The following is a 24,154-nucleotide window of genomic DNA, read 5'->3' as shown; positions in this document are numbered from 1 at the left end:
ATCGCCATTCTTGCGGTCCTCATGGTAGTCCTCAGTTCCTGCGCGCAGATTCCACGGTCCGGGCCAGTGGGGAAGAGCAAGGATGAGAGCGCAGGCAACCCGAATGCTCCCGTCTTCTTCCCTCCGCCGCCACACCCCGGGGCCAGCCCGGCCTCCATCATCGAGGACTTCTACGGCGCCGGCAGCGGCTACGAAGGCGACTATGCGGTGGCACGGCAATACCTTACGCAGTCGTTGTCAGTCAGTTGGAAATCCGACAAGCGCACACTCGTCTTCCGCAAGGCGACAGTAGTCAAGACCGGCGTGGAAAACGAGTTCAAGTACCAGCTCGACCTGGCCTACGCGGTCGACGCCGACGGCGTCGCCACTCAGTTCCCTGAGGGAACCACCGAAACGATCCCGGTGACCCTGGACCAGTGCCGACGGCGAGTGGCGGATCTCGGCGGTCCCGGACGGCACCGCTATCCCGGAAGAAACGTTCAAGGTCATCTATGCGGCCCAGCCCATCTACTTCTATGACCCCACTTTCACCTACGCGGTTCCGGATATCCGCTGGTTCATCAAGAAGAACACCGTGAAGGCAATGACCAGTGCCTTGCTTGCCGGCCCGGCGCCTTACCTCCGCGGCGCCGTCGTCAGTGCTTTTCCGTCGGGCATGAAGCTGGCCAGGGAATCGGTACCCGTCGTGTCCGGAGCAGCGCAAGTGGACTTGTCCGCGAAGGAACTCGTCGACGCCTCCGCCGAAGACCGGCAGCGCATGCAAAATCAACTTGCCTTGACCTTCCGCAGCCAAACGGATGTGGTGAACGTCCAGCTCCGGGCCGATCAGGATCTTGTCCGGGTGGAAGACAATGGCTCCGTGCTACCCCCCGTGGTTGAGAAGAACACGCCTGCGCGCCAGATCGCGGTCAGCAACGGCGAGCTCGTGCGGTACGAGAACAACAGAATCTCACCGCTTGCGGAGATGCAGCCGGTGGCAGGGCTGAACCCGAGGGCGCCTGCAGAGTCACCGACTTCGCAGGCCGTGGCCTTCCTCGGCGACGCCGGAACGGTGCTGTATTCGATAATTCCAGGCCAGCCTGCCCGTCAACTGACCACCAGGAGCACTCTGAGCCATCCCTCCTTCAGCCCGCAGGACTGGGTCTGGACGGCAGGTCCCGGAGCCAACGGTGCCACCGAGGTTGTTGCCTTCAAACCGTCCAACGTCCCGCAAGGCCAGCCCGTCCCCGCAGTGACCATCACGCCGCCATGGCTGGCAGGGCGAGTGGTCACGGACTTCCGCATATCCCGCGAAGGCACGCGCGCCCTGGTCATTTCCGAGGCGAAGGGGAAGTCCTCGGTGCAGGTCACGGGAATTGTCCGCAATCCTGATGGCACCCCGAAGGATCTGACCGCCCCGGTTACCTTGCTCTCTTCTGCCCCTGCCGACCAAGGGGTGTGGGTCAATTCCACGACGGTCGCGGTGATGAAGGGCTCGTCCACCCAAAACGTAGTTCCCGAGCTGCTCTCTTTGACATCCGGTCAGCCGCAGCTGTTGCCAGCTTGGCCGGGCCTCACGACCATCAGCGCCGGCAACGGACCTGACCAGGCTTTCGGGCAGTCCGCGGCCGGGGTGTTCCAACGGGTAGGCAACGGCTGGGAACTGCAACTCAAGGGGCCGTTGGATCCGTCCTTCCCGGGCTAGCTCCGGCGGGTTCCCCCCACGCAGCCTGTTCCCCACATAGCCTGTTCCACACAGTCTGTTATTCACATAGGCGGGCTACACACTGTTGGCCCGGGCCGCGGAGCCGGATGCTTGCTGGATGGGGAATGACACCAGACGCCGCCGTGCGCGTGATCCGGACCTCGCGGACCCCCGGAGCGACTCAGGACGGCATCGGGGAATCCACCCCGTTCTCTTGATGCGGCTCGCACAAGGCCTGGGCGATGCCTGCACCGAGCTGCTGGCTGTGGTGGCTCCCGTGGAATGCGTGTGCTGCGGTGCCGAGGATTCGTCGCTCTGTGGTGCGTGCGCGCGTCAGCTGCGCCATCTGTGTAGCAGCCCATTCCGCGCCGAGGGGCAGGCGCCGGCCTTGCTCAGCGTGGACGGGTCAGTAATGCTGCCCGTTGTTGCCGCAGGCCAATACCGGGACGAACTGGCCCAAGCCCTGCTTTCTTTGAAGCATCTGGGCCAGCGGCGGGTGGCCTCGGTGCTCGCGCCTGCGTTAGGCAGGGCCATCAAGGCAGCGGTCGGGGAAACGGCGGATCTCTGCCTGGTACCTGTTCCCAGCAGTAACGCAGCCTTCCGACGGCGCGGATTCAGTCCGGTCCATCTCTTGCTCGGTCATTTGCTACGCCGGGACGCATTGTCCGGCCTGCACATGAGGGATGCCTTGAGGAAGGTGGGGCCAGGGCCGGCAGGGAGATCCCTCGCCCTGCTGGCCCGGGTGGAGAGAATTGCGGAGCGAGTGATCGGAAGCAGCGACGCCTCCCGTGGGATCGGACCGGGAGTCCAAGGGCGGGGAAGCGGGCAAAAAGGCTTGGGCCGAGGGGATCGCGTGCGCCGTGTCCGCGGCTCTATGGCGGTCCGGCTCTTCCGGGAGCGCTCCTTGCAGGGCAGGGACTGCATCATCGTGGACGATGTCCTCACCACGGGCGCCACACTCGCCGAAGCCGCCCGGGCTGTGACCGCGGCGGGAGGCTCGGTGCGCGGCGCGGTGGTCCTTGCGGCCACCCGGCCGCCAGCCGGAAGCGGTCCCTCGGGAGAGGGTTCGAAGGAACGTTCCAGACCGACTCAAACAAAAAATAAGTGACGAAAGGGTGAATTACCTGTGACGATGAACTAACGTCGGTTATGGGTACCAAGAACAGATGTACCTGTCGATAGCGGCTCGGAAAGGGGCTCGACTGTCCGTCAGATCAGCCCCTAGAAGCGCCCTTATCGTGTCACCTGAGTTGTTTGGAGGGCACCATGGAGTTCATGATCAGCGGCCGTAATCTGACCGTTTCGGATCGCTTCCGCGAGTATGCAGGCGAGAAGATTTCAAAGATTGAATCGCTTGGGGACAAGGTCCAGAGGGTTGACGCGAAGGTTTCAAAGGAAACCAATCCGCGGCAGGCGCCGGACCAGCTCACGGTGGAAGTAACAGTTCTGGGCCGAGGCCCCGTGATCCGGGCCGAAGCGAGCGCCGCTGACAAGTTTGCCGCCTTCGATCTCGCCTACAGCAAGCTGCTGGAAAGACTCCGCCGGGCCAAGGACCGCAAGAAGGTCCACCACGGCCGCCACACGCCCAAAGCCGTCCGTGAGGCCACTGCAACGCTTGAGCCTGCCAGCGCGAGCGAACCCATTTACGTAGAGGCCAGCAACCACCAGGAGCCAACGACGCCCCCGGTGGAGACTTCCCCCTACGACGTCGACAATGACATTCCGGCCGGCGATTCCCCGGTCCTGATTCGTCGTAAAGTTTTCCCTGCCGCTTCGCTCACCCTTGATGACGCGGTGGACAACATGGAATTGGTGGGCCACAATTTCTACCTGTTCGTGGATAAGGAAACCAACACGCCGTCGGTTGTCTACCGTCGCCGTGGCTGGACGTACGGAGTCATCACTCTCGACTCCACGTGCGAACCAGGAGTTGAACCCGTGGAGGAAAAGATCCACGCGTATCGCTCCAATGACCAAGCTGCCACAGCCTAGGTTGCTTGTGTATCTCCAATGAAAGGACTGGCATGGCCGCTTCGCTGAGCCTCACGCAGGCACGGCGGATTGCATTGGCAGCCCAAGGATTGGACAAGGAACGGCCCACCGGCCCCGTGACATCACGGACGGTGGGCCGCACCTTTGCCCGCCTCCAGGTGGTGCAGATCGACTCTGTCAATGTCCTTTCACGCAGCCATTACCTCCCCTTCTTTTCACGGCTAGGCAACTACGACCGAAGCATCCTCCATACGATGGCCGGGCGAAGTCCTCGTCGCATGATGGAGTACTGGGCGCACGAGGCCAGCTTCATCCGCCCGGAACACTTTCAGGACCTGCTTCTGTGGCAAAACCGTGCTTGGGTTGGAGCGGCCCATCTTGAGCGCGGAATCCGGGAAGAAATGGCCAACCGGATCCTGGCGCCCTCTCTCTCGGGCGGCCCATGACGGCTGCCCAATTGACGGCGCATTTGGGGCACGAGGAGAACCGGCAGCAGGACAACTGGGGCTGGAATTGGAACCTGGTCAAAAGGGTCCTGGAACACCTCTTTGAAGAAGGACTGGTGACGGCTGCGTCAAGGACTGAGCAGTTCGAGCGCAGGTACACGCTGACGTCGAGGGTTCTGCCGCCAGGACTTCCCTCCGCCATCGCTCGCTCGGAAGCGCTTGAGGACGGCAACGCCGATTGCCTGGCGGCATCCATGGACAGGTTGATCGACGCCGCGGCCCAGGCCCATGGCATAGGCACCATCCGCTGCTTCGCCGACTATTTCCGGACCCCGGTGAAGGCTGCTGCCGCGTCGCTCGGCCGACTCGTCGCTGCAGGGCGCCTGGAGCCGGTCACGGTCCGCGGCTGGGACCGGCCGCTGTATCGTCACGCGGAAGCGCGCCTTCCACGCTCCGCCACCGGCCGGGCTTTGCTCAGTCCCTTTGATTCCTTGGTTTTTGAGCGAAGGCGACTTGAAGAGCTGTTTGGATTCCACTACCGAATCGAAATCTACACTCCTGCGGAGAAGCGCAAGTTCGGCTATTACGTGCTGCCTTTCCTCCTCCGGGACGCCGTGGTGGCCCGCGTTGACCTCAAGGCGGACCGCACCGCCAAGCAGCTTCTGGTGCGCGCCGCTCATGCTGAGCCGGGCGCGCCGCCGGACACCGCCGTCGAACTTTCTGCCGAGCTGCGGCTCATGGCGGACTGGCTCGGGCTCGACGACGTCGTCGTGTCACCGATGGGCGACCTCTCCCCGGCGCTCGCCGCTGCAACGGCCCGGGGCTGAGTTCAGGGGGATGCCGGGCAACGCGAAACCCGGCGCTCCGCTCTCAGGGAAACGGAACTGCGTGGCCTTGGTCTCTCCCGTAGACTGAAACCGCCAGAATTCGGCAGCTTGAGACTGGGAGCAACTTCACGTGGCATCACTTATCGAAAAACTTCTCCGCACGGGTGACAAAAAAACCCTAAGGCAACTGCGGGTCTATGCCGATTCCATCAACGCCCTCGAAGACTCTTTCAAGACCTTCTCCGACGCCGAATTGCGCGAAGAGACGGACAGGCTTCGTGCCCGCCACGCGGACGGTGAGCAGCTGGACGAGCTCCTGCCGGAAGCTTTCGCCGCTGTGCGCGAGGCTTCCTCCCGCACGCTTGGCATGCGCCACTTCGATGTCCAGCTCATGGGTGGGGCCGCCCTTCACCTCGGCAATATCGCCGAAATGAAGACCGGTGAAGGCAAGACCCTCGTGGCCACCGCTCCGGCCTACCTCAATGCCCTTGCAGGCAATGGCGTGCACGTCGTCACAGTCAACGATTACCTCGCCGAGTACCAGTCCGAACTCATGGGCCGTGTGTACCGTTTCCTGGGCCTCACCAGTGGTTGCATCCTGTCCAACCAGGATCCCGCAGTGCGCCGGGAGATGTACGCGGCAGACATCACCTACGGCACCAATAACGAATTCGGCTTCGACTACCTGCGTGACAACATGGCATGGGACAAGTCCGAGCTCGTCCAGCGCGGCCATCACTTCGCGATTGTCGACGAAGTCGACTCCATCCTTATTGACGAGGCGCGTACCCCGCTCATTATTTCCGGTCCGGCCCAAGGCGACACCAACCGCTGGTACAGCGAATTCGCCAAGGTCGTCCAGCGTCTCCAGCCTGAAACCGACTACGAAGTGGACGAAAAGAAGCGGACAGTCGGTGTTCTCGAGGCCGGCATCGAAAAGGTCGAGGACTACCTGGGCATCCAGAACCTCTACGAGTCCGCCAACACCCCGCTCATCGGCTTCCTGAATAACGCCATCAAAGCCAAGGAACTCTTCAAACGGGACAAGGACTACGTCATCCTGGATGGCGAAGTCCTCATCGTTGATGAGCACACGGGCCGCATCCTCGCTGGACGTCGCTACAACGAAGGCATGCACCAGGCGATCGAGGCCAAGGAAAACGTCGAGATCAAGGCTGAGAACCAGACGCTCGCCACTGTCACGCTGCAGAACTACTTCCGCATGTATTCGAAGCTCTCGGGCATGACCGGTACGGCTGAGACCGAGGCAGCCGAGTTCATGAGCACCTACAAGCTTGGCGTTGTGCCCATCCCCACCAACCGGGATATGCAGCGCATCGACCAGTCGGACCTCGTCTACAAGAACGAAATCGTTAAGTTCGACGCCGTAGTGAAGGACATCGCGGAACGCCACGAAAACGGCCAGCCCGTGCTCGTCGGTACCACTAGCGTGGAGAAGAGCGAATACCTTGCCAAGCTGCTTGCCAAGGAAGGCATCCGCCACGAGGTCCTGAACGCAAAGAACCACGCACGCGAGGCGGCAATCGTCGCGCAAGCCGGACGCAAGGGCGCAGTCACTGTCGCTACCAACATGGCCGGCCGTGGTACTGACATCATGCTGGGCGGAAACGCCGAGTTCACGGCTATCGCGGAATTGGCCTCGCGGGGCTTGGATCCTGAAGAAAACTCCGAGGAGTACGAGGCCGCGTGGCCTGATGCACTCGAAGCCGCCAAGCAGGCAGTCAAGGACGAGCATGAGGAAGTGCTTGAACTTGGCGGACTGTACGTGCTGGGCACCGAGCGCCACGAATCCCGTCGCATCGACAACCAGCTCCGCGGCCGCTCAGGCCGCCAAGGTGACCCGGGGGAGTCCCGGTTCTACCTCTCGCTGACCGATGACCTCATGAGGCTCTTCAACTCCGGTGGTGCCGAGCGCCTCATGAACAGTTCCATACCGGACGACGTCGCCCTGGAATCCAAGCTCGTGTCCCGCGCCATCGCTTCGGCTCAGGGCCAGGTTGAAGGCCGAAACGCTGAGCAGCGCAAGAACGTCCTTAAGTACGACGACGTCCTGAACCGCCAGCGTGAAGCCATCTACGGCGACCGCCGGAGGATCCTCGAGGGCGATGACCTGCATGAAAAGGTCCAGTTCTTCCTTGAAGACACCATCAATGCCGCGATCGAGGCTGCTACGGCGGAGGGAACCGGCGACGATTGGGACTTCAACCAGCTCTGGACCAACCTCAAAACCTTGTACCCGGTAACTGTCACCGCTCAGGATGTCATTGACGAAGCCGGTGGAAAGTCCCGGATTTCCGTGGAGTTCCTCAAGAATGAGATCCTTTCGGATGCCCAGCTCGTCTACAAGGAGCGCGAGGAAACCATTGGCTCGGAGAGCATGCGCGAACTCGAGCGCAGGGTTGTTCTCTCGGTGCTCGGACGCAAGTGGCAAGAACACCTCTACGAGATGGACTACCTCAAGGAAGGTATTGGCCTGCGCGCCATGGCCCAAAGGGATCCCCTGGTCGAATACCAGCGCGAGGGATTCATGATGTTCCAGAGCATGATGGAGGCCATCCGCGAGGAGAGCGTCGGCTTCCTTTACAACTTGGAAGTTGAGGTAACTCCCGCCGAAGACGTAGTGGTGATGGACGGCAGCCCTGATGGCGGTCACGTGGAACACCACGACCCGCAGATCCGCGCCGCCGGCCTCGAAGCCCCTGAGAAGCCTGTCCAGCTGCAGTACACAGCGCCCGGCGAAGACGGGGCGAGCCAGACCCGGATTGAGGGACGGGCCTCCGGACGCTCAGGAAACCCCGCCAAGGCCGCGGCCGATGATAAGCAGCGCGGGAGCAGCAAGAAGAAGCGCCGCTAACCAGCCCGCTGCTGACATCGCCTCAGCCAATTTCAAGCGCTGTCACCTTCCACACGCCGTTGCTTCCTTCCAGCCTCATGGCTACGGCGCGTGAGCGGAGTTCTTCGGAGACAACCACGCTGGCCTCGTACACTCCTTCGCTCACGCTGCATACATGGACCGACCGGACTATCGGACTGCGGTGAAGCCGTGACCGCCCGGCGCGGGCTGAATAGGCCCGCGTCAACGCTGCCCGATGCTGCAGTGCGTTGAGGGATCTCGGGTCCAGGGACCGTGAGAGCTGATGGACAGGCCGGGTGCCGGCAAGGACTTCGACAGCGGCCTGGGCGATACTTCGTGCCAAGGTGTGTATTTCCCTGCCGCCACTGACCATTCGGACCACCTTGGGGGCGGAACCCGGACCTTCGCCCGAACCGCTGCGCCGCCGGGCTTTGGCGCGAGGGGGCGGTGCGGCCAGGACAGGAACAACGCGTGGCGCCGTTGCCGTCCGGATGGTATTGGACGGAGGGTGGGTGGCTGATGTTGCGCTCATGGAGGTCCTCGGGTAGGGATCGGTGAATGGTTGCGGATGGCGTGGTTCGGCTATGGCGGCGGTGGCTGGAGGATCTGCCCCGGGACGAGGAATCCGGGGTCCTCTCCGATGACGGCCCGGTTCGCGGCGTACCACTGAGGCCAGCGAAGGGCGATGTCGACGTCGCTGGCCATCGGACCCAGCTGCCGCGCGGCGATCGACCACAACGAATCTCCGCGGCCTACCACTACTGCGCCTTGGCCAGGCGAGGAAGTTTGTTCCGTGGCCCGTTGCGCCTGTGACCCCAGAAGCCCGGGCTCGATAGACGGTGCGCGCGGTTGCCACTTCGGTTCGATCGCGGGCGGAACAGACTCACTTGAAGGCACACTGAATCGTTGCGCCGGCGGGCCGGAGACGGGCGTCCGTGGGGCGGACACGCTAGGGGTTGTCCCCGTCCAGTTCGTGGGGTTCCACCCCGGTTCAACGGGTGCCGGCGCAGCGTCCGCAATGGGAATTCCCGCGAGGTTCAGGCCAAGAATCACCACCGCCAGCCTGCGCATGAAGGCCGGGCTGAGCCTGGCGGTGGCGGCTGCGATGCGACCCTTTCCCGATTTCCGGAGCAACACTTCGGCCATGGCCAGGAGAAACGTCGTGATCCACCATCCCACGATCAAAAGTCCGGCGGCAGTTGCAACAAATCCGAGGAGATCCTCGAACGCGTGTGCTTCGTGACGACTTGCTGCGGACTGCCAACGGGCAATCAAGGTCAGCCCGGCGGCAGCAAGCAGAAGGCCGATAGCAAGAACGGTCGTTGCCATGGCAGCGTCATTCCGGACGATTTTGGCGGTTTGATCCTCGGCGTTCGGATCCAGGGTGTTCTGTTCCATCGGGCCCCCTGCCCATTTGATGTCATTTGATGCAATTTGATACATCTAAGACAATTTTGACCACAAAATGCGTCACTTGTCTATGATTTGTGTGGGCGGAGAAGGATTGACCAGCAAGGAGTGCCCGCTTACGCTGGCGCAATGCGTTGGGATGCCCTGTTTGAAGACATGGAGGCACAGCTTGCCTCTGAACGGTTGCTGGAGCTTGAATCCGAGATTTCAGAGCGAGCGCGGGTGGAAATCGCCGGAATTGAAGTTTCCGACAGGCTTCGTGGAGCGGTCGGCCTCACGATTGATGTGATGCTCCGCTCAGGAAGGGTAGCGTCCGGGGCTTTGAGCCACGTGGGGAGCGAATGGTTGGTCCTGAATGAAGGCCGCCATCAGTGGTTCGTGCCGGGAGCGGCAGTGTTGACGTATCAGGGGTTGGGCCGCCAGGTGACAGTTGGTCGGTCGAAGATCCCGCAGCGGCTTGGCATGGCCAGCGCATTCCGGATGCTTGCCCGGGACAGGGCGGAACTGGCGGTCTATCTGCTTGCGGGGACGTCCGAGGGCCCGGCGATGCGCGGTGTGATTGACCGTGTGGGCAAGGACCATTTTGATCTCGCCATCGTGATGCCGGGTGAAGTGCGCCGCTCCGGCAATGTCCTTTCCGTGGCCACAGTGCCCTTCCAATCCCTTGCGGCGCTGCGTTCCTTACGGGGCGAGGACCGGTAACACATGCGGATCACGAGGACTTGGATTTGGCCTCTTGGATCATCCTGCTGGCCTCGGCATAGCGTTCCTCGATGTACTGCTCAAGCATCTTCTCTTCCACGCGCCACTGCCCCCTGCCACCCACCTGGATTGCTTTGAGTTCTCCGCTTCGCACCAGCGAGTATGCCTGCGGTGAGTTGATCTGGAGCTGTTCGGCAACATCAGCCAAGGTGAGGAATCGGGGCATGCCTCTATTTTGCCACTCTTCACCCCCCTCGCTGGGGTTATCCACAGTTTGAGGTGATTTGAAGCACTTGGCTTTTGGAAGCTGCCTCCCTGTGGTCAGAATGAGGTCCTATTGAAGGTCACGTCGACGATCTACGCAATTGGGGGAGCAGGATGAGTATCACCACCGCGGCAGCTGCAGCGAGACTCAAGCGACCGTCGTGGAAGGACCCTCGCCTTCTGGTGGGGATTCTCCTGGCCCTGGCGTCGCTGACCGGTGTTATAGCCGTCGTGGGAAGCGCGGACCGTACCATTCAGGTCTACGCCGCTCGCGAACCGATTGCAGTTGGTCAGCGAGTCAGCAAGGACGTTCTCGATGTCGTCAAAGTGCGGCTCGACGACGTCGAGTCCAGCTATGTGACTGTCGCGGAGGGCTTACCCGAGGGACAGGTTGCAGTCCAGAGAATCGCCAAGAACCAGCTAGTGCCACAGGAAAGCCTGGGAGCGGCCGATTCCCTGGACCGCAAACCGGTCGCAATCCCGATCCAGGAATCACTGCCGGCCCAGGCCGTGGCGGGATCGCGTGTTGACGTCTGGGTGTCCCTCCCGGATGCGCGTAATGGTTTCGGCACGCCACAGCTGCTCTTGCCCGGTGCGGAAATCGCCCATGTCACCGAAGGCGCGTCCTCGCTCGGAGGATCCAAGGAGAAAGTTGTCCTGGCCCTGGTGACCGATGACCAGATGCCGAAACTCCTTGGTGCGCAGGCGAACAAGGCAAAGGTTGCAGTTGTTTGGAATCCGGGCGGTGCCGGCAAGTGAGTATCCCCGTTGTTACGGTTGGGCAGTCCCGGGAAGATTTGGTCGGAGGCCTAGAACGGCTCCACGGGCCGGTGACGGTAGTGCGTCGGTGCGGAGAACTCGCCGAACTTCTGGCCGCGTGCCAAAGCGGCCTCGCGCGCGCAGCAGTCATCGCCGAGAGTGCAGAAGAGCTGTCGGCATCGCTGGTCGATCGGCTGGCGGCTGTCGGCGTGTCCGTCGTCGCCCTGAGCGATGATCCGGCCGAGGTGGTCCGGCTGCGCAGCATCGGCGTCGTGACAGCGCCGTTGGATGTAGATTCCGCGACGCTGGCTTCAAAGATCTCCGTTGCAGTTGGTCAGCTGGCAGGACAGGCGCGGCCACGTGAGGAGCGGCGGGACTCGGGGTATGCGGACCCCGCCGCGGAACTCCGTCACTCCGGTGTTGCGCAGGAAACAGAACACGAACCAGCAGGGGCCGGCAGGATCATCGCGGTCTGGGGACCTGCCGGAGCGCCGGGCCGGACTTTTGTGGCTGTCAACATCGCCGCGGAGCTCGCGCGCGAAGGGAACTCCGTCATCCTGGTGGATGCGGACAGCTACGGGGCCAGCGTCGCGGCCTCCCTGGGCCTGCTGGACGAGTCCGCCGGTCTCGCGCAGGCTTGTCGATTGGCCGATCAAGGATTGTTGGATTCGGAATCGCTCAAGCGGATCGCCTCGCCCGTCTTCACGAAGGCCGGGGTCTTCAGGGTTCTTACGGGCGTTACACGTGCAGATCGGTGGACCGAGCTCCGGGCGGCCGCACTATCTTCGGTGCTGGAATACGCCAAGGAGGTCGCCGACGTCGTGGTGGTTGATGCAGGCTTCTGCCTGGAAGCCGACGAAGAACTCAGTTTCGACAGCATTGCCCCGAGGCGCAACGCCGCCACCCTCCGCAGCATCGAACTGGCGGACACGGTGTACGCAGTGGGCTCGGCCGATGCCATCGGGGTCCCGCGCCTCGTGCGTGGCCTCGCCGAACTCGAACGGGCCATCCCGCAGGCAGCGCCAAGAGTGGTCTTGAACAGGGTCCGGGCAGCTTCCGCGGGCCGGTCACCCGAGCGTGAACTTCGCGAAGCCTGGGAACGGTATGGCCCCGATCGCGGTGTCGAGGCCTTCCTTCCGTCCGACCCGGGGGCTTGCGATGCTGCCCTGCTGTCGGGCGCAGTGCTCTTCGAAACTGCGCCCGAATCGGCCCTGCGGCATGCAATCGTCAAATTGGTCTGTGCACCCGTCCAGCAAAATGGCAAATCCTCTGTCATTTATTCCAGAGCAAGGCGGCGGCTAAAGCGTTAGGCTCGCCATGTGGGCTGCAAGGACGCAGCAATCAAGATGTGATGGAGGCGTTTGTAGATGTCGTCAGGATCCAGCGTGGAGGATCGTTCGAAACCTGCAGTAGTCCGTGAGGGGTTCTTCGGAGACTACTACGAGCATCTCGCAGAGGAGGACGCACGCGGATACGCTGCCGAGCAGCTGACCTCAAGGGCACGTGCCCACCGGGAAGCAGGAATGACCCGCAAACCGGGAACCGCCAACGTCACGATTGCCAACGAGGCGGACCGCAGCGTGCTGTACATCGTGACGGATGACATGCCGTTCCTGGTGGACTCGGTTAACGCAGAACTCGTGCGCCAGAACTGCGCTATCCGTTTCGTCATGCACCCGCTCTTCGTGGTGTCGCGTGATCACCGGACAGGCGATCTTTCCGACATTGCCCGCGTGCCCTCCACTCTCGGCATCTCGAGCGGCGACACCGCCGCGATGCCGAACGTCGCCCATCTGATCGCCCAGGGCGACAATATCTCCCACATGGAGTCGTGGATCGCAGTCGAGGTTGACCGGGTGGCGGATGACTTCCAGAAGGAACTCGTCGAAGGAATCCACCGTGTCCTGAGTGATGTCCGCGCCGCCGTCGAAGACTGGCCCAAGATGCGCACCAAGGCGCTGGAGCTGGCTTCATCCCTGGATAAGGTGGCCCACCCCGAGGACATTACTGAACTCCGGCAAGCCCAAGATCTCCTGCGTTGGTTGGACAACGGCAACTTCACTTTCCTCGGTTACAGGGAGTACGACCTCGTTAGCGAAAACGGCGAAGACGTCCTTGAGCTGCGTGACGGGAGCGGCTTGGGTCTCTTGCGGGCGGGTGATCATCCGCACCAGATCCAGCACCTCACTGATGCCGGACGCAGGAAGGCACGCGAGAAGCGGGCCCTGGTCATCACCAAGGCCAACTCGCGCTCCACTGTGCACCGCCCCGCGTACCTGGATTACATCGGTGTCAAGAGCTTCGATGTGGCAGGCAACGTCAACGGCGAGCGCCGCTTCATCGGCCTTTTCGCCACGAGCGCCTACACCGGTTCCGTCAGGAATATTCCCATCGTCAGGGAAAAGGTGGACGCCGTCCTCCGCTCGGCTGGGTTCCCCCAGGATTCCCATTCCGGCAAGGACCTCGTAGGCATTCTCGAGACGTATCCCCGTGACGAACTGTTCCAGATCGAGACCGAAGATCTGGCCGCAACGGCTTTGGGCATCCAGCGGCTCCAGGAACGGCGCCGCACGAAGCTCTTTTTGCGTCCCGATATTTACGGACGGTTCATGTCCGCCCTGGTCTACCTGCCCCGCGACCGCTACACCACCAACGTCCGGCAGCGAATCGAACAGGAACTCCGCGAGACGTTCGAAGCCGAGAGCATCGACTATGAGGCCCGTATAACGGAGTCTGCACTGGCTAGGGTTTTCTTCCGTATCCGGCTCCCACGTGAGGCCGAACTGCGCGACGTCGACACCCGGGAACTCGAGATGCGCCTTGTCCGGGCATCGCGGTCCTGGGCAGAAGGGGTGGCGGAAGTACTTCGCGAGAATGCCAGCGGTTTGGATTCCGAGAAATTGTCCGCCCTCTGGGCAGATGCATTCCCAGCGGGCTACCGCGTGGACTATGAGGTCGAGGATGCCCTTCAGGACATTGAACGGTTCGAGAAGTACGGTGCCACGAGCGATGACTCTGGCGTCGCCGTCCAGGGGATTCCCGGTGTTCATGTCTACTTGCCCAGCGGCGCCGGCGAGGCCCTCGAGGAAGATGCGCGCGTCAAGCTCTACCTCCTGGAGCCCAAGAGCCTGAGCCAGATCCTGCCCTACTTCCACAATCTTGGCCTCGAAGTCCTGGACGAACGCCCCTTCGAAATTGAGACGGCAGACCACCGGGACTTCTTCCTCTACGACCTCGGCCTGAAGTACCCTGCCGGGGTAGATCCCGTTGCCACCGGTCAGCTCCTGGCTGACTCCTTCAGCGCAGCCGTAACCGGCGCGGTGGAATCGGACAGCTTCGATCGGCTGGTCCTCCGCGAGGGGATTCACTGGAGGCAGGTGGTGATGCTCCGCGCCTATGCGAAGTACATGCGCCAAATGGGAAACACCAACTCCTTCGAGTTCATTGCAGACACCCTTCTCGCCAACCCCGAGGTTGCCCGGGGCCTGATTGATCTCTTCGGAGCCCGTTTCGATCCTGCTTCGGATGAGGCTGCGCGTCCGTCGCGCCAGGAAAGCGCCCGTGGTGCACTGGCTGAGGCGATTGACCAGGTGGCCACGCTCGACGCCGACCGGGTCTTGCGAACCTTCGTCAACCTCATCGAGTCGACGCTGCGCACGAACTACTTCCAAGGCAAGTCCTACGTCAGCTTCAAGCTGGATCCGACGAAGATCGATGGCCTGCCGTTCCCGCGGCCAAAGTACGAGATCTGGGTGTACTCCCCGCGCGTTGAAGGCGTGCATCTGCGATTCGGCAAGGTGGCCCGTGGCGGCCTCCGGTGGTCGGACCGTCGTGAAGACTTCCGGACCGAGATCCTGGGCCTGGTCAAGGCGCAGACGGTGAAGAACGCCGTGATCGTGCCCACCGGCGCCAAGGGCGGTTTCTTCGCGAAGCAGCTTCCGGACCCGGCAATTGACCGCGCAGCTTGGATGGCCGAAGGCATCGAGAGCTACAAGACTTTCATCCGAGGTCTGCTCGACCTCACCGACAATCTCGTGACGACGGCCGACGGCGAGACGATCGTGCCGCCGTCGGACGTTGTTCGGCAGGATGACGACGACTCCTACCTCGTGGTGGCAGCCGACAAGGGCACGGCAACGTTCTCCGACACCGCCAATGGCCTGGCCGCCGAGTATGGATTCTGGCTCGGTGATGCATTCGCGTCCGGCGGTTCGATCGGCTACGACCATAAGGCCATGGGCATTACGGCACGTGGCGCTTGGGAATCGGTCAAGCGCCACTTCAGCGAGCTGGACTTGGACACCCAGACCGAGGAATTCACTGTGGTGGGCGTGGGGGACATGTCCGGCGACGTTTTCGGCAACGGAATGCTGCTTTCCAAGCACATCCGCCTGCTGGCCGCCTTCGACCACCGCCACATTTTCCTGGACCCGACGCCGGATGCCGCTTCATCGTTCGTTGAGCGGCAGCGTCTCTTCGATCTTCCCCGCTCGTCCTGGGATGACTACGACCGCTCGCTCATCAGTGCAGGCGGCGGGGTGTTCCCGCGTCAGGCCAAGGTCATTCCGGTCTCGCCGGAGATCCGCAGGGCGCTCGGCCTTCCGGACGGAACGGTACAGCTGAGCCCTCCGGAACTTCTGCGGGCCATACTCCTGGCACCGGCCGATCTCCTGTACAACGGTGGGATCGGGACGTACGTCAAGGCCAGCACCGAGTCCCACGCCGAAGTGGGGGATAAGGCAAACGACGGCATCCGCGTGAACGGGCGCGAGTTGCGGGTCAAGGTTGTCGGCGAAGGTGGCAACCTCGGAATGACGCAACGCGGACGAATTGAGGCCGCACTTCAGGGCGTCATCCTCAACACTGACGCCATCGACAACTCGGCCGGTGTGGATTGCTCCGACCATGAGGTCAACATCAAGATCTTCGTCGACCGTATGGTTGCCGCAGGTAAACTTGATGCCTCAGAGCGCACGTCGTTCCTCGCTGACATGACCGACGAGGTCGGCCGCCTGGTGCTCGAGGACAACATCGATCAGAACATCCTGTTGCTCAATGACCGTACCCGCGTTGCCGAATGGAGCCCCAGCTACGAGCGGCTGATGGACTGGCTGGAGAAGTCCGCCGACCTCAAGCGCGACCTCGAAGCGCTGCCGACCACCGACACGCTTCGCGAGCGGCTGGAACAGGGCCAGGGCCTGACGTCTCCGGAACTGTCTGTCCTCGCCGCATACGCCAAGATCGAATTGGGATCGGCATTGCGCGACAGCGATCTGGCGGACGACCCCTGGCTCCGCAAGACGATCCGTTCCTACTTCCCGAAGCAGCTCCGGGAACGGTTCGACGCGGAACTGGACACGCACCCCCTGCGTCGCGAGATCATCGCGACTGTAGTTGCCAACGACATGATCAATCTGGGTGGCATTACCTTCGCGTTCCGCACTATGGAAGAGACCTCGGCCACCGAGGTTGCCGTAGCGAAGGCGTTCGTAGCCCTCCGCGAGATCTACGAATTGGATTCGATGGTGCGGGAACTCAATGCACTGCCGGCTTCGTTCCCCACGGAACATTGGAGCACCGTCCATCTCGACATTCGGAGGCTCCTGGACCGCGCGGTTCGTTGGTTGCTGACCGAGGGCAACGCTTCCATGCCGATCTCGGAGGTCGTCGCTGAATTCAAGCCGATGATGGATCCGATGCGGGCACGCGTGCTTGACTACTTGCGTGGCAGCGACAAGGAGCGGGTGACCGGTTGGCTCGAGAAGGCGCGCGCATGGGGCCTCCCCGACATGCTGGCCCATCGCTGGGCTGAGCTCTTCGAGAGCTTCGTGCTTCTCGACATCGCAAAGATCGCGCAAAGCCGCGGGTCCCGGGTGGAAGAGGTCAGCCACGTCTTCTACACGGTGTTCGACCGGTTCCATGCCGATTCATTGCTCGAGCGGATCACGGCACTTCCTCGAAATGACCGGTGGCAGGCGCTTGCCCGTGCGGCACTGCGGGACGATCTCTACTCGACAGTCGCGGACATGACGACGTCGGTGCTCGAATCGACCGACCCCGCCCTCGACGCCGAAGCCCGTTTGCGGGCGTGGGAGGACCTCAACGCCGATCAACTGGGGCGTGCGAAGAGCATGTTCGACGAGGTCAACGCGTTGGAGGCCGACGACATGGCTTCTCTGTCGGTAGCATTGAGGCTCTTGAGGTCAATCGTTCGACGCTAGGGACAAGCCCCGGCGTTATATGGAGGTGCAGTGGCAATCTTTACAGACCCCATCAGGGAGCACGCTGATTTCGGGCCTGGAGATGCTGAATGGCTGCACCTCCTGGTCGGCGACTGGCAGATGGTCGCCGACCTTGCGTTCGCGGACCTGGCTCTGTGGTTTCCGCATCCGGAGTTCGGCTATATCGCGTTGGCACACGTGCGGCCGTCAACGAGCCACACGGTGTTTCATGCGGACTTCGTGGGCGAAGGGATCCGTTCCGACCTGCAGCCGATAGTCGACAAGGCATGGTCCAGCCGTTCCATCGAGCGCTCCAGCGAAACGAGTTGGAGCAGCGAGATGGCACTGCGGGTTGAAGCAGTGCCCATGGTTCGAAATGGCCGGACTCTTGCTGTGGTTACTTCGCACATGGACCTCTCCAGTTCACGGATGCCTTCCCGTCTGGAGCTGACGTACAGGCAATGCGCCTACGATCTGCTCCGCATGGGAACACTCGGGTTGTGGCCCGACTTCGCCTCTCCCACGGGCTCCCGTCGCGGTGCGCCCCGCGTGGGCGACGGCTTGATAAGGCTCGACGCCGATGGGATCGTCCAGTATGCGAGTCCGAACGGTGTCTCCGCTTTCCGTCGCCTTGGCGAGGTGGAGACCTTGGAAGGGCGGTCGCTTGCGGAGGTCACAGCAGGCCTCCTCAAGGATCGGCGGATGGTGGACGAGACGTTGCCGCTCGTCGTTACCGGTCGTATGCCGTGGCGGAGCGAAATTGAGTCCCGCGGCGTCAGCTTGTCGTTGCGCGCGATTCCGTTGCGCGATGAAAAGCATCGATTCGGTGCCTTAGTGCTGTGCCGCGATGTGTCCGAACTGCGACGCCGTGAGCTCGAGCTGGTGACCAAGGACGCGACGATCCGTGAAATCCACCACCGCGTCAAAAACAACCTGCAGACGGTGGCGGCTTTGCTGCGCATGCAGTCGCGGCGCATGGTCAGCGATGAGGCGAAGCAAGGCTTGGAACAAGCAATGCGCCGCGTGGCGACTATTGCCCTGGTGCACGAGACCCTTTCCCAAGGCCTCACGCAGAGCGTTGATTTCGATGAACTCATTGGACGTCAGTTCCGGCTCTCGGCGGAAGTAGCGTCCCCTTCGCAGCACGTCCGGACTGAGCGCGCGGGCCTGTTCGGTGAATTGCCGAGCGACTTCGCCACCCCCCTTGCCCTTGTCATTAATGAACTCGTGACGAACGCCGTGGAGCACGGCCTCGAAGGCCGGGCCGGAACAGTATGGCTGATGGCCGATCGTTCTAAGGGGGAGCGCGACGACGAGCTCTTGACGGTGACGATTGCAGATGATGGCGTCGGACTGCCGGAGGGCTCATACACAGAGGGCCTCGGCCTTCAAATCGTTCGAACGCTTGTCACCAGTGAGCTTGGAGGCAGCATCCAGTGGATGCCGCGCGACGGCGGGGGCACCGCCGTCGAGATCGTCCTGAACTTGGTGCGAAGCTGAGACTGTGTGCCAACGAGCCGCAGGGCCGGCAATTGCGGTGAGATAAAGAAGGATGGCCCGGACCTAAGGTCCGGGCCATCCTTCTTTATTCTTTTGACTGCAGGCGCTGCGTTGGTGACGGGCGCTGTGTTGGGTCCAGACGCCTTAGGAAGCGCGGCGGGCCCGGGCGGCCCGGCGCTTGAGTGCGCGGCGCTCGTCTTCGCTCATCCCGCCCCAGACACCGGCGTCCTGGCCCGATTCAAGAGCCCACTGAAGACAGGTGTCCACCACTGGACAGCGACGGCAGACGCTCTTTGCTTCCTCGATTTGAAGAAGCGCAGGGCCGGTATTGCCTACTGGGAAGAAAAGCTCCGGGTCCTTGTCGAGGCAGGCTGCGCGGTTACGCCAATCCATGCTGATCAGTCACTCCATTCGTGAGTACTAGTTAAGCCTTTTGTGAAAATATTCACGAGAGGCTTCATAGGAAAGGGGACCCATTGGGCCCCCTCGGTCGTCTGAGTCAAGCGTGTCATGTTAACGCCATGTAAACAAGGGGTTCAAGCGTTTGAAACCGTGAGCGATGCATCACATCGGCTGAAGGTGTGCTCACAGGTATCCGACTATGTCGGGTAGTGTGCCAGTGTGTCAAGACCCCCGCTGAACTCCCCCCATGACCCAGCCGCACCTGGCAACGATGGCCAAGGGACTGCCCCCAACCACTCTGCCGGAGCATCCGGCGGGGATCAGCGACCGGTGGGAATCGTTGTTATTTCGATAGTCGTCGTGCTCGAAGCCTTGGCGCTACTGACCGCAGCGGCGCTGTATACCTACCAGTTGGTCATCGGGGCGCCCGTGGCCTCATTCTGGGGAGCCGTCTTCACCCTGGGCCTGTTGCTCGCTTTCTCTGCGTGGTTGTTTGCGGTGGGCCACTTCCTGTTCCGCGGCTACCGTTGGCCCCGCTCGGCCGCATTGGTGGCACAGTTGTTCGTCCTGACGATCGGGTTTCCGACGATGACCGGCGGCCTACTCCTCGCAGGCCTCGCCATGGTGGTACCGGCTTTGGCTGTGATTGTCTTTTTGTTCTCCAAGCGAGTCATCTCCTTTGCGTCACGAACCGGTGGATCCCGCTCGGCGCTCTGACGGTTTAGCCAGGGCGCGGCGCCTTATCGCGGCGCCTTATTCGGGAGCGGCGATCTGGAGCGCACGGGTTCGACCGTTTTCGATCAGGACAGCACGCCCAGGCGGCGGCTCCTGTTCGACGTCGACGCGGAGGCCGAAGAAGTCCCCATCGTTAGGCGAGCGAGGGCCTAGCAGTATCCCGGTTCCTTGGGTCCGGGCGAGGGAAGCAAGCGCCGCGCGTTGGAGCAGGGCTGGATGGTGCGCGGCAGTTGCCACCACGGAGAAACCCTTGCCTGGAAGTTCAGCAAGGAGAGCTCCTGTGCTGCTTTCCAAACGTTCGACGTCGTCCACGAGGAGAATGGTGCCGGCGCCGTCCAGATTGCGGCTTGCGTCCCTGCAGAAGTCGCGCCAGAAGGTGTCGGGATCTGCCTCCGCGGGCGCTGAGAGCCACTGACGGCTTGGGTTGAGCTGTTGACTTGGGTTGAGCTGTTGGCTTGGGTTGAGGAGGGGCAATGCCTTGAGCAGCCATGATTTCCCTGTACCGGGACCGCCAAGGACCAAAAGGACGGCCGTGCGCGGTAGCGTGATCCAGGCGGGTTCGGCTTCGTCGCCGCCTAAACCAAGCAGGACTGCTCGAGCCGCTCCGGCTGGGGAAAAGGCGGCGGCCGCGATGTGAGCATCTGCCATGATGTCCGAGGCCCGGACGATGGGCGGCAACGGTTCCACCTTGAATGGTCGACGTTCGGGCTCAAGAATCTCGACGGAGGGCCACGGCGTCCTTGGCGGCGCTGCGATGAACTGGGCAACAGCCGTGTCCGCGTCAAGGAAAGTACCGCTCACGATCGCCCGGCCTTGGAGTGGCTTCATTGCAGCAAAACGCGGCCACGCCAGCCGCCCCTCTTCCGTAGTGCCGGTGGGAAAATATGCGCGGTTGGGAATCGACGCGAACATACGGGAGGCGACCAGTTCGCGGTCGCCTGTGAGCAAGACAGTCAATCCCGTCTTCGGGCCATCGCGGACTATTGTGTGGACGAGGTCTTCGGCCCACGCCAGCGGCCCGGCACGGAATTGCCCCACCCAGGAACCCCAACTGGAAATGACGAGCAGCAAGGGAATCTCACGAGCCACGGGGCTGCGGGATTGCCGCGACGAGACTTCAGCCGCCAGCCTCTCCAAGACGCGGACGCCCCTTCTGACGTGGTCGAGGGGCACCACAGCTCCGATGCACCCTTCAGCGGCCGCATCGGCAAAAGAGCCGTCTCCGTCGAGTACATAGACGTGGAGTAATTCCGTACTTTCCACAAGCTGCGCCGTTGCAGAGCGGCAGGCGCCTTCGACTCCACTCGCAGAAGGACCCAGCAGAGCGAGGCTCCCGTGGGCATGGGGGATCCAACGCAGGGTGGCAACCCGTTGGTGGGCCGGCAAATCGACCAAGCCAAGGTACGCCGCTGGGCCTGCCGGTCTTCCGGGTGCCGCATGCTTGCCCGCCGATGCAGCGGAGCCGAGGGATTGGCGCGGGGGGATGAACTCCGGAAGAGGGTCCGCAACAGGTCTTCGGAGCGTCCTCTTTCCATGCATGTCCCAAGCCCGACTGATTGCTTTGATAGTTGGACGCGCGGCTTCCGCGGGGGTTTCCGCCGGACAGTGAATCCCCGCTTCGGCAGTGGGCGACGAGCCGCCGAGGCTGAGCGATTCGGCCGCCGTTCGCGCAACGGTCCCTGCCGGTAGTCGAGGGCGCTCCCTGAAGGAGAGAACCGCTGACTGGAAAGGCTCGGCCTCCTCCGAGCCGCGGACAATATAGGCACGGCCGGGGAGGGATACCGGAATCGCTGCCGCTGCCGGCGAATTGATGATGTCCCGGGATTCCATTTCTGATTGGACCCGAAGAGCGATGCTGGTGGTGACGTTGGCCCTGATGTCGGGACTCAGGGCGCCCTGCGGGCGTTGCGTCGCCATGATCAGGTGTATGCCCAGAGATCGGCCCACTGTGGCGATCCGCATAAGTTCGGTTAGGGCCGCCGGTGCGGTTTCAATGAGCATCCTAAATTCGTCGATCACAAGTACGAGACGGGGAAAGACTGGATATTGTTGCCGTCGTCCTGCCGCGATCCCTTCCTTAGCCGCGATGAACGTGCCCCAATATGCCGGCAGGTCAGGGACATTCGCCTTCGCCAGGCACGCTTCCCGCAACCGGACCTCAGCCCGGAGCGAGGAGAGAGTACGCTCCAGCTCGTGTTCGCTGAGATCCGTGACCATTCCGACGCAATGAGGCAGATCGACCAAAGGCCCGAGGCCGGAGCCTCCCTTGAAGTCAACGAACAAGAAATTGACCTTGTCCGGGCTATGGGTCAGCGAGATCGCCGACACAATAGTGCGCAGGAGCTCGGACTTTCCCGATCCGGTGGTTCCGGCCACCAGGAGATGCGGACCGTCGGACACGAGATCCAAAGACTGGGGCCGGCCGGCCCCTTGCCCAATGACTGCGAATAATCCACCCCGCGCTGAAGAGGCGCTCCAATGGGCCGCGATTCCGGAGGAGTCCGTTGGATGCAAGTCCACCAAGGAACAGGCAGAGGGCATCACCGAAGCCCTGGGTCGTCACAACGGGCATCGCTGCCAACGAGCGGCAAAAACGATCAAAGACAAAGTGCGGGACCAGATCAGGGTCAAATTCCGATTTCGAAAGCCCGGAGCGGAGGACCGCGCGTTTGTCCCAAAGCTCCACCACGCACTCTGCCTGATCTCCGTCCTCAGTGCATTGGAAAACCCGCCAACCGGATTGGACCGCCTTTTGCCGTAGTGCGGCCACACCGGAGTCAAGCACGGACCCGACCAGGAACAGCGCCCCGGCTCTGTTGGCCCGGGCGGAGAGAATGGCTTCGGCCGAATCGAGGTCCACGGACATGGCGACACCGGGCAGGAAACGGGCACCGATTGGCAGATGTGCGAGGGGGCCGTGTATCAGGACAGGAATGTCCGTCACGGCCGGAAAGGCTGCGAGTTGCATGAGCAGAAATCTGAACATGCCTTCCACCTTGGCTTGAGGTCCGGCTACCGAAACGGTCTGGATCCCGGGGTCGAGCGTAAGAGGAGCTTGACCCAACAGCGGCGGCTGAAAGCTTGGATCGACGGGATCCAGTTCAACCCGGGCTTTTTGTTGACTGGTGCCGATCCGAAGCCATATTTCGTTACACGCCACTGTTTCCTGGCCGGTGGTTGTTCCCTCCGCCGCAACAGTTCCCTTCGTCGTCCCGGTTCCCTGCCCCGCTCCAGTAACGTGCGCCGTCCCGGCTACTGGCACAGTCAACTGGTTTGGCCCGCGTTCCCGTGCAGCAACGAAAGAAGATGAGTTGATGGTGAAGGCGAGTTCGGCTGCGGACGGTGAGGACCGCCGTCGTCGATTCCGGTCTTGTTCCACGGCCTCTTCGACGGCGACGGCCAGCGCGTGGCGTTGCCGCCTTCCCGCGATCGCCGGGGCAAGAACCGCGACTGCGGATATTGCAGTGAATCCGAGGAACATCCACATGCCTGTGGCGAGGGCCATGGCGACTCCGAGCAAGAGCGGCAGCCCGGCGGTGAGGAGCACTTGGGCTCTGCTGCTTGCATGACTGCTCCGTGGCACCGAGAGGGGCTCCGCGACGCTCCGGCCCGCTGCGCGTAGTGAGTCTATTCCGAGTTCGTCGTGGTCGAAGACTATTGACATGACGGAGTCACCACATCGGATTCTGGAAGCCGTTGAGAGGACCGCGGTGCGGATTTTCCGTCCGTCCACGGTGGTTCCATTCGAGCTCGCGTTGTCGGTGATCGTGACCGCCGTTTCGGAAACCGTGAGGACCGCGTGATCCCTGGAAACGTCGGGATCCGCGAGGCAAATATCCGTGTGGCTGCGGCCGATCCTGTAACTGCCCCGTTCCAGCGGAACGATGACGCCGGCAGCCGGTCCCGCATGGACAAGCAGGGATAACGCAGCAGGGCCGGGTCCGGCGTGGGGGGCGTCCTGTTCTCCTGGGTCCGCGCCGTCAACCAACACGGCTCCAGGCACGAGGGGCGGCGCCCCGACAGTGAGGCCGCTGAGCGGCAATCCGCCAACCACTAGTTCCCCGGTCTTGAATTCGGCGGCGACCGCGGCCTGGACGAGGGCGCCCGAGCCGCCGTCGACGATGGTGATAGCCAGCTCAACGGGTGGATCTTGCAGCAGCGCCAGCGGGCCCCGGACCAGGGTGCAATGGAATGTCACTGGGTCCGCTCCTTCGGCTCGCGGGATCGATGTTCCTTCCAAGGTATGTGCGATGAGGACCGGATGTCTTTGGTCAGTTGGCCTATGTGGAAAACCCCGCGCTCGCCGGGTATTGAACCGGCGATGCGGCAATTGGATG

The 24,154-nt window shown here is 62.5% G+C and carries 15 protein-coding genes and 2 pseudogenes; 11 read left to right on the top strand and 6 right to left on the bottom strand.

Going from position 1 to position 24,154, the window contains the following annotated elements; all coding sequences use genetic code 11:
- Window positions 1-21 precede the first annotated feature (21 nt).
- The 5 genes and pseudogenes from ACF0H6_RS05245 (at window position 22) to secA (ending at window position 7,824) form a co-directional block, all read left to right on the top strand.
- Window positions 22-1,684, top strand: a pseudogene (locus ACF0H6_RS05245) (LpqB family beta-propeller domain-containing protein).
- Window positions 1,685-1,802: 118 nt separating this feature from the next.
- Window positions 1,803-2,792 (top strand): ComF family protein, encoded by a 990-nt coding sequence (locus tag ACF0H6_RS05240; protein WP_395248725.1) that lies wholly within the window; start codon window positions 1,803-1,805, stop codon window positions 2,790-2,792.
- 158 nt (window positions 2,793-2,950) lie between these two features.
- The gene (gene hpf / locus ACF0H6_RS05235) at window positions 2,951-3,676 is read left to right on the top strand and encodes a ribosome hibernation-promoting factor, HPF/YfiA family (protein WP_395248724.1); all 726 of its coding nucleotides are present in this window, start codon (window positions 2,951-2,953) and stop codon (window positions 3,674-3,676) included.
- Window positions 3,677-3,708: 32 nt separating this feature from the next.
- Window positions 3,709-5,037 (top strand): annotated as a pseudogene (locus tag ACF0H6_RS05230) (winged helix-turn-helix domain-containing protein).
- Window positions 5,038-5,079: 42 nt separating this feature from the next.
- The gene (gene secA, locus ACF0H6_RS05225) at window positions 5,080-7,824 is read left to right on the top strand and encodes a preprotein translocase subunit SecA (RefSeq protein ID WP_395248723.1); all 2,745 of its coding nucleotides are present in this window, start codon (window positions 5,080-5,082) and stop codon (window positions 7,822-7,824) included.
- Between the two features lie 22 nt (window positions 7,825-7,846).
- Here secA and ACF0H6_RS05220 read toward each other — a convergent pair whose 3' ends face one another.
- Window positions 7,847-8,356: an Rv3235 family protein gene (locus tag ACF0H6_RS05220; protein ID WP_395248722.1), complete on the bottom strand. Its 510-nt coding sequence runs from the start codon at window positions 8,354-8,356 to the stop codon at window positions 7,847-7,849.
- Window positions 8,357-8,406: 50 nt separating this feature from the next.
- On the bottom strand, window positions 8,407-9,222 hold the full coding sequence (locus ACF0H6_RS05215; RefSeq protein WP_395248721.1) for a LysM peptidoglycan-binding domain-containing protein: 816 nt from the start codon (window positions 9,220-9,222) through the stop codon (window positions 8,407-8,409).
- 120 nt (window positions 9,223-9,342) lie between these two features.
- On the opposite strand from ACF0H6_RS05215, the gene ACF0H6_RS05210 reads away from it, so the two are divergent.
- Window positions 9,343-9,936, top strand: coding sequence for a hypothetical protein (locus ACF0H6_RS05210; protein WP_395248720.1), 594 nt, complete (start codon window positions 9,343-9,345; stop codon window positions 9,934-9,936).
- Window positions 9,937-9,946: 10 nt separating this feature from the next.
- On the opposite strand, the gene ACF0H6_RS05205 is transcribed toward ACF0H6_RS05210, so the two are convergent.
- Window positions 9,947-10,162, bottom strand: coding sequence for a helix-turn-helix domain-containing protein (locus tag ACF0H6_RS05205; RefSeq protein WP_395248719.1), 216 nt, complete (start codon window positions 10,160-10,162; stop codon window positions 9,947-9,949).
- 152 nt (window positions 10,163-10,314) lie between these two features.
- Between ACF0H6_RS05205 and ACF0H6_RS05200 the strand changes: the two genes are divergently transcribed.
- From ACF0H6_RS05200 to ACF0H6_RS05185, 4 genes are read left to right on the top strand one after another with little or no spacing between them, the layout of a single operon-like run.
- Window positions 10,315-10,959, top strand: a complete 645-nt coding sequence (locus ACF0H6_RS05200) for an SAF domain-containing protein (protein WP_395248718.1) — start codon at window positions 10,315-10,317, stop codon at window positions 10,957-10,959.
- Window positions 10,956-12,269, top strand: coding sequence for a CpaE family protein (locus ACF0H6_RS05195; protein WP_395248717.1), 1,314 nt, complete (start codon window positions 10,956-10,958; stop codon window positions 12,267-12,269). The genes ACF0H6_RS05200 and ACF0H6_RS05195 overlap by 4 nt, the downstream gene beginning before the upstream one ends.
- A 57-nt stretch (window positions 12,270-12,326) precedes the next feature.
- A complete protein-coding gene (locus tag ACF0H6_RS05190) occupies window positions 12,327-17,180 on the top strand; it encodes an NAD-glutamate dehydrogenase (protein WP_395248716.1) in 4,854 nt (1,617 codons plus the stop codon).
- 30 nt (window positions 17,181-17,210) lie between these two features.
- Complete coding sequence (locus tag ACF0H6_RS05185) at window positions 17,211-18,680, top strand: sensor histidine kinase (protein ID WP_395248715.1); 1,470 nt, start codon at window positions 17,211-17,213, stop codon at window positions 18,678-18,680.
- A 144-nt stretch (window positions 18,681-18,824) separates the two neighbouring features.
- On the opposite strand, the gene ACF0H6_RS05180 is transcribed toward ACF0H6_RS05185, so the two are convergent.
- Window positions 18,825-19,073, bottom strand: coding sequence for a WhiB family transcriptional regulator (locus ACF0H6_RS05180; protein ID WP_003804966.1), 249 nt, complete (start codon window positions 19,071-19,073; stop codon window positions 18,825-18,827).
- A gap of 228 nt (window positions 19,074-19,301) precedes the next feature.
- Between ACF0H6_RS05180 and ACF0H6_RS05175 the strand changes: the two genes are divergently transcribed.
- Window positions 19,302-19,799 (top strand): hypothetical protein, encoded by a 498-nt coding sequence (locus ACF0H6_RS05175; protein WP_395248714.1) that lies wholly within the window; start codon window positions 19,302-19,304, stop codon window positions 19,797-19,799.
- A gap of 36 nt (window positions 19,800-19,835) precedes the next feature.
- On the opposite strand, the gene ACF0H6_RS05170 is transcribed toward ACF0H6_RS05175, so the two are convergent.
- Together ACF0H6_RS05170 and ACF0H6_RS05165 are read right to left on the bottom strand one after the other, a co-directional pair.
- Complete coding sequence (locus ACF0H6_RS05170; protein ID WP_395248713.1) at window positions 19,836-22,217, bottom strand: FtsK/SpoIIIE domain-containing protein; 2,382 nt, start codon at window positions 22,215-22,217, stop codon at window positions 19,836-19,838.
- The gene (locus ACF0H6_RS05165) at window positions 22,120-24,015 is read right to left on the bottom strand and encodes an FHA domain-containing protein (protein ID WP_395248712.1); all 1,896 of its coding nucleotides are present in this window, start codon (window positions 24,013-24,015) and stop codon (window positions 22,120-22,122) included. Before ACF0H6_RS05165 ends, ACF0H6_RS05170 begins: the two co-directional genes overlap by 98 nt.
- Window positions 24,016-24,154: the final 139 nt, after the last annotated feature.

The sequence above is a fragment of the Arthrobacter sp. NA-172 genome (assembly GCF_043952055.1).
Lineage (GTDB): Bacteria > Actinomycetota > Actinomycetes > Actinomycetales > Micrococcaceae > Arthrobacter.
The sequence above is the reverse complement of the archived record's forward strand: the minus strand, read 5'-3'. Positions and strand labels throughout refer to the sequence as shown.